General features: G+C 70.8%; 5 protein-coding genes and 1 pseudogene. 2 read left to right on the forward strand and 4 right to left on the reverse strand.

Going from position 1 to position 6,287, the window contains the following annotated elements:
• Nucleotides 1–81: 81 nt before the first annotated feature.
• Nucleotides 82–1,161, forward strand: coding sequence for a hypothetical protein (locus tag ITP53_RS53260; RefSeq protein ID WP_195903120.1), 1,080 nt, complete (start codon nucleotides 82–84; stop codon nucleotides 1,159–1,161).
• A gap of 9 nt (nucleotides 1,162–1,170) precedes the next feature.
• A complete protein-coding gene (locus ITP53_RS53265; protein WP_195903121.1) occupies nucleotides 1,171–2,130 on the forward strand; it encodes a lysylphosphatidylglycerol synthase transmembrane domain-containing protein in 960 nt (319 codons plus the stop codon).
• Here the strand turns inward: ITP53_RS53265 and ITP53_RS53270 are convergent.
• The 4 genes and pseudogenes from ITP53_RS53270 to ITP53_RS53285 form a co-directional block, all read right to left on the reverse strand.
• The gene (locus tag ITP53_RS53270; protein WP_195903122.1) at nucleotides 2,031–3,092 is read right to left on the reverse strand and encodes a glycosyltransferase family 4 protein; all 1,062 of its coding nucleotides are present in this window, start codon (nucleotides 3,090–3,092) and stop codon (nucleotides 2,031–2,033) included. The two genes, ITP53_RS53265 and ITP53_RS53270, sit on opposite strands and share 100 nt — an antisense overlap.
• Before the next feature lie 2 nt (nucleotides 3,093–3,094).
• The gene (locus ITP53_RS53275) at nucleotides 3,095–4,024 is read right to left on the reverse strand and encodes a glycosyltransferase family 2 protein (protein WP_195903123.1); all 930 of its coding nucleotides are present in this window, start codon (nucleotides 4,022–4,024) and stop codon (nucleotides 3,095–3,097) included.
• A gap of 72 nt (nucleotides 4,025–4,096) precedes the next feature.
• Nucleotides 4,097–5,008 (reverse strand): hypothetical protein, encoded by a 912-nt coding sequence (locus ITP53_RS53280; protein ID WP_195903124.1) that lies wholly within the window; start codon nucleotides 5,006–5,008, stop codon nucleotides 4,097–4,099.
• Between the two features lie 22 nt (nucleotides 5,009–5,030).
• A pseudogene (locus ITP53_RS53285) lies at nucleotides 5,031–6,287 on the reverse strand (hypothetical protein); the annotation flags it as partial.

The raw sequence follows: 6,287 nt of genomic DNA on the forward strand, positions 1-6,287 counted from the left end.
CCTCTGGAGCCGCCTGCCGATGCCACCCCCCGAGCCACCCGCTGAGCCACTCCCTGGAGCACGCCGCAGAGAGGACCTCCCGTGACCTCCCCACCCCAGACCACCACCCACCCGTGCGGGGGCTGCGGCGCGGGCCTGGCGTTCGCGCCTGGCACGACCGCGCTGCGCTGCCCGTACTGCGGTCTCGAACAGCAGATCGCCGCGCCGGCCAGGCACGTGCGCGAGTACTCCTACGACGCCTTCCTGGCCAAGCCCCGGGTCCGCACCCTGGCCGCGCGCCAGTTCACCTGCCCGGGATGCGGCGCCCGTACGGAGAGCGACGCGCTGTCCAGGGCGTGCCAGTTCTGCGGCACCGCCCTGGTGGCCGAGACGGCAGGCGACGACCAGATCGCGCCGGAGGCCGTGCTGCCGTTCGCCCTGGACCGCGGCGGCGCCAGGAACGCGCTGCGCGGATGGGTGAAGACCCGCTGGTTCGCCCCGAACCGCCTCAAGAAGGTCACCGAGGCGGAGACCATGAAGAGCACGTACCTGCCGCACTGGACGTACGACGCGAACACCGTCTCCGACTACACCGGCCAGCGCGGCGAGCACTACTGGACCACCACGACGCGCACCAACTCGAACGGCCAGACCTTCAAGACCCGGGAGAAGCGGACCCGCTGGTATCCGGCCGCCGGCCGGGTGGCGCGCGGCTTCGACGACGTCCTGGTCGCCGCCACGACACGGGTCTCGATGGAACGGCTGACCGACCTCCAGCCGTGGCCGCTGGAGCGGGCGGTGTCGTACGACCCGCGCTACGTGACCGGGCACCACAGCCTGCGCTACGACACCGAGCCGCAAACCGGTCTGGAGCAGGCCAAGATCGTCATGCGCGGGGTCATCGAGGGCGACTGCCGCCGGCACATCGGCGGCGACGTGCAGCGCGTGCACTCGGTGAACACCCACTACTCGGACATCGCGTTCAAGCTGGTGTTGCTGCCGGTGTGGATCGGCAACTACGTTTATGGCGGGAAGACGTACCAGGTGCTGATCAACGGGGTGGGCGGGGAGGTTCAGGGCGACCGGCCGTACAGCGCGATCAAGATCACGGTGGCCGCCCTCGCCGCGCTGGTGTTCGTCGCGGCCGTCGCGTGGTGGATTTACCAGTCGAACCGCGCGTAGCCTGACCCAATGCTCCGTCGCCTGCTGCGCGTCGTCCTCGCCTTGATCGCACTCGGTTTTCTGGGCTACGGACTGGCTGCCAACTGGGAAGAGACGACCGCCGCGGTGGCGGCGATGTCCCCGTGGGCGGTGCTCGGATCGTTCTGCTCGGTGCTGCTCGGCCAGTTCTTCATGCTGGTGGCCTGGCGCGAGATCATGGCGGGGCTCGGCACGCGGCTGCCGCTGCGGGTGTCCGGGCGGATCATGTTCGTGGGCCAGCTCGGCAAGTACATCCCGGGCGCCGTCTGGGCGTACGCGGCGATGATGGACCTCGGGCGTGACCACGGGAGCCCGCCGCGACGCACGTTCGCGACGATCTCGCTGGGCCTGGTGATCAGCCTCGGGGTGGCCGTCTCGATCTCCGCCGCGACGCTGGGCTCGCTGGAGGCGGTCCGGCAGGCCTGGTATCTCGTGCTGCTCGTGCCGGTGATCATCGTGTGCCTGCACCCCAGGGTGCTCACCTGGGGGCTCAACCTGGCGCTGCGCGTCGCGCGCAAGGAGCCGCTGGAGAGCGTGCTGCCCGGCCGCACGGTGGTCGTCGCGGTCGCGTGGACCGCGCTCGGCTGGCTCGTGTACGGCCTGCACATCTGGTTGGTCGCGGGCCGCTGGGACCTCTACGTCATCGCGACCGGCGCCTACGCGTTCGCGTGGGCCACCGGGATCCTCACCGTCGTGGTGCCGGCTGGGGTCGGGGTGAGGGAGGGCGCGCTCGTGCTCGTGCTCGGCCCGCTCATCGGCACCCCGGCGGCGCTCGCGGTGGCGATCCTGTCGCGGCTGGCGTTCACGCTGGCCGACGCCGTGGCGGCGGGCATCGCGTTCCTGCTCGGCCGTCAGAGCGCGAGCAGCGCGCCCGCGTACGCCGACCAGAACGGCTCGGGATCGACCGCCTTGACGCCCGACCGCAACCTCTCCGGCTCGCCCGAGGCGTAGAACCGCTCGATCGCCCGGCGCAGCGCCGCCACGTCGCCGGGCTCGACCAGCAGGCCGTCCACGCCGTCTGTGACGTGGTCGGCGAGCGCGCCGACGCGGGTGGCGATCACCGGCACGCCGTGCTCGTGGCCGAGCCAGACGTTCTGACTGGCGGTCGCGCTGCGGTAGGGCAGCACGAGCGCGTCGGCCGCGGCGAACAGCGCGGGCACGTCCCCGGCCGCCACGTAGCCGGGCCGCAACTCCACCCGGTCGCCGAGGCCCAGCTCCCCGATCAGCGCCTTCGTCTCGTCGAGCCCGCCCCAGAACTCGCCCGCCACCGTCAGCGCGACCCCCTCGGGCAGCGCCTTCAACAACACGTCGAGCCCCTTGTACGGGCGCACCATGCCGAAGAACAGCAACCGCCGGTGCACCCCGTCGGACTTCCCCGCATGCGTCGACGGCAGGTGGGGCGGCAACCCGGCCACGCTGACCGGCTTGCCCGTGAGCCCCCCGGCCAGCGCGGCCTGCTGCTCGGAGTGCGTCAGGACGCCGTCGACCCGCTTGAGCAGGGCCTTCATGAGCGGCTGGTCGTACGGCTTCGGCTCGTGTGGCAGCACGTTATGGCAGAGGGCAATTGTCCGGACTTTTCGCGAAATCCCGTACAAAATGCCTAGATAGGCGGGGACCTGGACCGGGCTCAGGACGGCCAGCGCCACCAGGTCGGCCGAGCGGAACCGGCGTCCCGCCGCGACCCACCCGTCGGGCCGCCGCCAGTCGAGCCTGCGCACGGTCTTCGGGTAGGGCGTGCCCTCGGGCGCGGAGATCGTCTGCTGCCCCGGATAGAGGAACGACGGATACTGGGCCCGCCACGACTCGATCACCACGTCGTGCCCCAGCGCCGTGAGCCGGTGCGCCAGCTCGGTGGTGTGCTGGGCCCCGCCCCCCTTGTACGGATGAGCCGGGCCGACGATCGCGATCCGCAACGTCAGTTCCCCCGCGAGCGCACGATCAGGTCGGCCAGCAACGCCACAGAGCCGATCAGCATCCCGGACAGGAAGATCATGACGGTGTTGGCCGGGAAGTAGAACGGGTGCTGGATCATGTCCCAGACGCCCTTCACGAACCCGATCCCCACCAGCCACAGCGCGGGCGGCATGAGCACCTTGAGCGGGTTGAAGTACATGATCATCCGCAGCACCTGCAGGATGTAGCGGTAGGCGTCGGAGACGAAGCTGAACTTCGACTTCCCGGCCCGCTTGGCGTATCCGATCGGCAGGTAGTAGACGTCGTGCTGGTTGGACAGGAACGACAGCGTGATCGTCGTGACGCACGAGAACCCGGGCGGCAGCAGCCGCAGGTAGGGCCTGGCCACCGACTTGCGAAAGGCCCGCAACCCGGAGTTGAGGTCCGGGATCTTCTGCCCGGCCAGTTTCTCGGCCACCTTGCGGATCACCCACTTGGCCGGGACCCGCAACAGCTTGTGCGAGCCCTCCTCGCTGGTGCGCGCGCCGACCACCTGGTCGATCGTCGGGTCCTTGTCCAGGATCTGCACCAGCTCGGGGATGCGCTCGTTGGGGTAGGTCATGTCGGCGTCGGTCCAGACGACGATCTCGCCCTTGGCCTCCTGCGTGCCGATCCGCCGCACGGTGCCGGAGCCGCCGTTGCGGTGGAAGGCGCGAATGCGCAGGTTGGGGTAGCCGGCGGCGGCCTCCTTCAGCTTTGCCAGGGTCTGGTCGGTCGAGCAGTCGTCCACGGCCACGAGTTCGTAGGTGTAGCCGCTCGAGTCCATCGCCCTGGTGATGCGCTCGACTTCGTCGATGACGTGATCCTGCTCGTTGTAGCAGGGCAGGACGATCGTGACGTACGGCGCTTCTTCCACAGCAGTTCCACTCTTGGGGGTGTCAAGCGTGCTCACGTGGCTTGAGGTTACTCTGCCCGGCCGGGAGCCGGGCCCACATCACCCCTGCGGGAACTCCTACTTACAAGGTCATCTGACCAACCTGGCCCATCCCACGCCGGGCATCCTCAGCACCGCCTGGCCTGTGGCCCTGGCCTTGCCAGGGTCGGCGAGCCGCACGTACAGGACCTCGGAGACGTCGTCGATCGTGAACTCGGCGATGTCGTCGGTCGTGGCCGGCCGCTGGTCTTCGAAACGGTTGGCGAGCCGCAGCCCCAACTCCCGATCCTGCAGGAACACCTCCTCGACGCCGTCCGACTCGCGCAGCCCGGCCACGACGGCGTCTCGCTGCACCGGGGTGGCCGGGCCGTCTCCGCACTCGGAGAAGGACCGGCGCGGGCCGCACAGGTACACGCCCACGTGCGCCCTTCCCGCCCAGAAATCGGCCGCGCTCGGGGACACGATCCAGACTCCCGGCTTGCCGGTCAGCCGCCGTTCGACCGACTTGTAGTCCTCTGCGCGGCGGAGCCTCGCCTCGACCCGGAAATAGGTCCCGGGATTGCGGTTGGCCACGAGCCCCTCTGCGATGGTCAGCTCCCTGAACCGCCTCTCGTCCTCCTCCCCGGACACCACCGTGACCGAGGTCAGCTCCGGAATCCCCCGCGCCAGCGCCGTCACCTGCTCGACCGTGCCCGCCTGACAGCCCATGTCCCGCCCCAGGCACACGCCGATCTCGATCCCGTCCACCGGCGGGAACGGCACGTCCGGTGGCGGCGAGGGCAGCAGGGAGCGCTGGTAGAGGTACGTGCCGCCGAAGCCGAGCCCCGCCACCGCCACGGCCGCCGCCACGACGATCGCGAGCACCCGCCGGTGCGCCGCGGCCCACGCCCGTAACCGTGGCTCCCGGTCGTCGCCGAACGTCAGCTCATCGGTCTCCCCGTACGACTCGGTCTCCCCGCATGGGCCGGTCTTCCCGGATAACTCAGTCTCCCCGTATGACATGGGACTGACTATCGCAAAACGATCAGGCCATCGCCATCCACACGTTGATCCGCAGGGACCACGTGCCATTGGGCGCGTCGACCAAAGAGCGCTCGTCCTGGCGGGTGACCAGGCCCATGATCTGGGCCGGCCGTCCGTAGGGCGAGACCTGGTCCGACTCCGCGGCCAGCACCACGGGGACGCGGCCCGCGGCGCGCACGCGCTCGGCCTGGCGGCGTACCTCGTCCTCGGGTGCGGTCTCCAGACCGTAGCGCTCCACCAGAGCCGCCGGACGATCGCACATGCCGCGTACGACCTGGGTGAACCGGTCGCCGGTTACCCGCTCCACGATCAGCACGGACGCGTCACGCGGGATCCTGGCGCACATCGCCTCGACCGCCGCCGCCTCACCCCGCTCGACCGGCGTGAACGCGGTGCCGATCGAGGTCACGACCGGGGGCGCGAGCACGAGCAGCACGGCGGCCACCATCCCCCAGCGCCGCACCCGCGGCCCCCGGCGCGCGACGAGGTCGCGCAGCCGGGCCAGCCCGTACGCGGCCAGCAGGATCAGCCCGGGGATCACGATGGGGACCAGGCGGCGGGCGGCCCACGGGTGGTCGGGGGTGATCTCGGGCCGTATGAGGGTGGTGACGGTCGTCCAGCCGACGACCGCGAGCGGCAGCAGCCACTCGAACGGCGTCCCGTCGTGCAGCAGCCTGCGTACGAGCATCGCGGCCGCGACCGTGGCGAGCACGACCACGGGGACGCCGAGGTACCAGACCACCCAGTGCAGGGAGTTCTCGAAGTAGAGCCTGGTGCCGTCGATCGGCAGGCCGTTGGCCTCCTGGATCTGCGCGATCATCAGCTTTGTGCGCAGGTCGCCGTCGTTCGTGGGCACGCGGGTCACGGTCTGCAGCCATGGGCGGGCGTACAGACCGGCCATGAGCAGCACGACCAGCCCCGCGCCCGCCCCCGGCGCCCACTTCGGCAGCCGGATCCTGGCCAGCAGCCGGGCGGCGGCCGTACCGACGAGAATGAGCGCGAGCACGCCCGCGCAGATGAGCAGCAGCGGCCGGACCGAGCTGGACAGGTACACCAGGTAGGGCCGGGCGAGCAGGTACGCCGCGAGCATCCCGAGCCCCGCGCCGGCCACCAGTCCGGCCAGCAGCGGCACCCCCAGCGCCCCCTGCGGCCTGGCGAAGCGGCGCATCGCGATCAGCGACCCCGCGAACGCCAGCACCGGCAGCACGTCCCGCAGGCCGTCCACCCTGACCAGCACCGCCAGCCCCAGCACCACCCC

Origin of the sequence: Nonomuraea cypriaca (assembly GCF_015645445.1) — a bacterium.
GTDB classification, from domain to species: Bacteria; Actinomycetota; Actinomycetes; order Streptosporangiales; family Streptosporangiaceae; genus Nonomuraea; species Nonomuraea cypriaca.

Excerpts from the sequence above, each read along its gene's own strand:
- ITP53_RS53265 (WP_195903121.1), top strand. The coding sequence starts at position 1,171 with ATGCTCCGTCGCCTGCTGCGCGTCGTCCTCGCCTTGATCGCACTCGGT.
- ITP53_RS53280 (WP_195903124.1), bottom strand. The coding sequence starts at position 5,008 with ATGTCATACGGGGAGACTGAGTTATCCGGGAAGACCGGCCCATGCGGG.